Source organism: Haladaptatus sp., from assembly GCF_049589095.1.
Classification (GTDB): Archaea; Halobacteriota; Halobacteria; order Halobacteriales; family Haladaptataceae; genus Haladaptatus.
This window is the reverse complement of record NZ_JBAWAC010000164.1, coordinates 1-2,196: the sequence shown is the minus strand read 5'-3', so window position 1 is coordinate 2,196 and position 2,196 is coordinate 1. Positions and strand designations below refer to the sequence as shown.

Annotated in this window: 1 protein-coding gene and 1 pseudogene; both read right to left on the bottom strand. The window is 59.2% G+C overall.

Annotated features, from left to right (window positions below):
* Positions 1-134: 134 nt before the first annotated feature.
* The gene (locus WBV42_RS05590; protein ID WP_423985150.1) at positions 135-1,718 is read right to left on the bottom strand and encodes an alkaline phosphatase D family protein; all 1,584 of its coding nucleotides are present in this window, start codon (positions 1,716-1,718) and stop codon (positions 135-137) included.
* Positions 1,719-1,852: 134 nt separating this feature from the next.
* Positions 1,853-2,196: pseudogene (locus WBV42_RS05585) on the bottom strand (hypothetical protein); the annotation flags it as partial.

The window sequence follows — 2,196 nt, the reverse complement described above, 5'->3', positions numbered from 1 at the left end:
GATATCGATCGGCATAATCACCCGTACAGTACGTCATGTGAGGTGGTATAGATGTCGTGTGGTTGCCATCTGATGAGAACTAGACCGTGATCGACGCCGCGGCGGCGGTGATCAGCGGCCGACCGGGGTAACGATCAGCAGCCGTGGGGGGTAAGCTCCTTCGTGTACAGCGACTTGTCGTTCATATCTTTGAGCGTTACCGTCAGTGCGTCGGATCGACCATCGACGTCGACTTGCCCGAAGAATTGCAGTCCGTCGCTCGGCGGAAGGTTCGCTTCCCCTTCCGGTGGACTCTTCTCGAAGACGACTTTCGGGCCGAAGGTGTCGTCGAGTTCGTTCGGTCCGAACGTCCCGGCGTGAAGCGGACCGGAGACGAACTCCCAGAACGGTTCGAACTCGGAGAACGACGCCCGTTTCGGGTGGTAGTGGTGGGCCGCCGCGTAGTGGACGTCCGCCGTTAGCCAAACGACGTTCCGAATGCCTTCCGAGCGCATGAACGAGAGCAACTCCTTGATCTCCAGTTCCCGACCTTTCGGTATCCCGTCGTCCGCGTTTGCGACCGCTTCGTACTTGTCGCCATCGGTGACCACGAGTCCGATCGGCATGTCCGCCGCGATGATCTTCCACGTCGCCTCGGAGTTCGAGAGCGCGTCTTTGAGCCAGTCCAGTTGCGTGTCGCCGAGAAAGTCCGTTTTCGGCCCCGATTCCGTTTGGGTGTTCCCCGTGTTCGGCCCCCGATAGCTCCGCATGTCGAGCCGAAATACCTCCAGCGAAGGGCCGTACGGGAAGCGCTGATAGATCGCATCGTCGACGTCCTCCCGCGGGCGAATCGGCATATAGTCGAGGAACGCCCGCTGGCTACGTGCCGCGAGTAGGTTCACGCTTTTGACGTCGTGCGGGTCGTCCGCCGGTAGTTTCTCGTTCGGGTACCAGTTGTTGAGGACTTCGTGGTCGTCCCACTGTGGGATCATCGGAACCTCAGAGACGAACTCCCGGTAGTGGTCGTCTCGGAGGTTGTACCGGTAGTTCCCTCGAAACTCGGTGAGCGTGTCGGCGACGTCGGATTTCGCTTCCGTAAGGACGTTGTGCCAAACGCTGCCATCGTCGAGTTCGACGCGTTCTTCGAGCGGCCCATCGGCGTAGATCGAGTCGCCGGAGTGGATGAAGAAGTCGGGATCCGTTTTCCGCATCGATTCGAACGTCTTCATGCCACCGAAGTCGGGGTTGATCCCCCACCCTTGCCCGACGACGTCTCCTCCCCAAACGAACCGGATATCCGTTCGATCCGTCGGGGGCGTTCGAAACGACCCTCCCACCGGATCGCTTCGGATTCCCGGCTCTCGAAGGCTCTTGAACTCCACCCGATACTGAATCTCTTCACCCCGAGGAAGCCCCTCGATGTCGATCGTTGCAGTATAGTCGCTGTCCGCGAGTGCGGCCGGTCCACGGATCGTCCGTCTCTCGGAGAATTCCCGGTCGGTCGACAGGTGAAGGTACATCCGTGCCGGACCGCTCGCCCGACTCCAGATGAGGGCTCTATCCCCGACGATATCGCCGACCTGTGCTCCGTTCGGTGCTGAAAGTACGTCCGTCGAACGGGCGTCCTGATCCGTTGGCTTCGACTCTTCGGCTATTGTCGATTCGGGAACCATCGTCCCACCGAAGGCGATAGCGGCGGTCGTTCGCATCGCATCCCTTCTCGTTACGTTTTCCAGCATGTTGTTTATCGGTTTGGGGAGGATAATATAGAAGTTTATAAGAGTGAACAATATCGCTATGGTATCCCACCAAGTTGTACGAGGGGTCACGGAGACGCAGAAATTCGGAGAAAATCATGCGATACAAGAGCGGACTAATCGGCGTGTGGATAGAGGTTTCGAAGGAACCGGTCCCCGAATACGAGAACGAGTAACGCGCCGAAAAGGTCGAACAGGAGGTCGAAGAGGATATCCGATCTGCCGTAGGAAACGAGGATCGGTTCGCAGTCGAAGCGATCGGCGACGGCATGAATCAGATACTCCATGAGCTCCCACAGAACGCCGAGACCGACGACGACCGCCAGGACACGCGGACGAGGGTCGCGCCCTTGGCGGCGAGCGGTAACGAAAGTGAGTCCCCCGAGGAGCGTTGCCGAGTGCGTGTGGGTGAGATGGTCCCACCACCAGACGTCGTCATACGGACCGAGCATTCCAACAG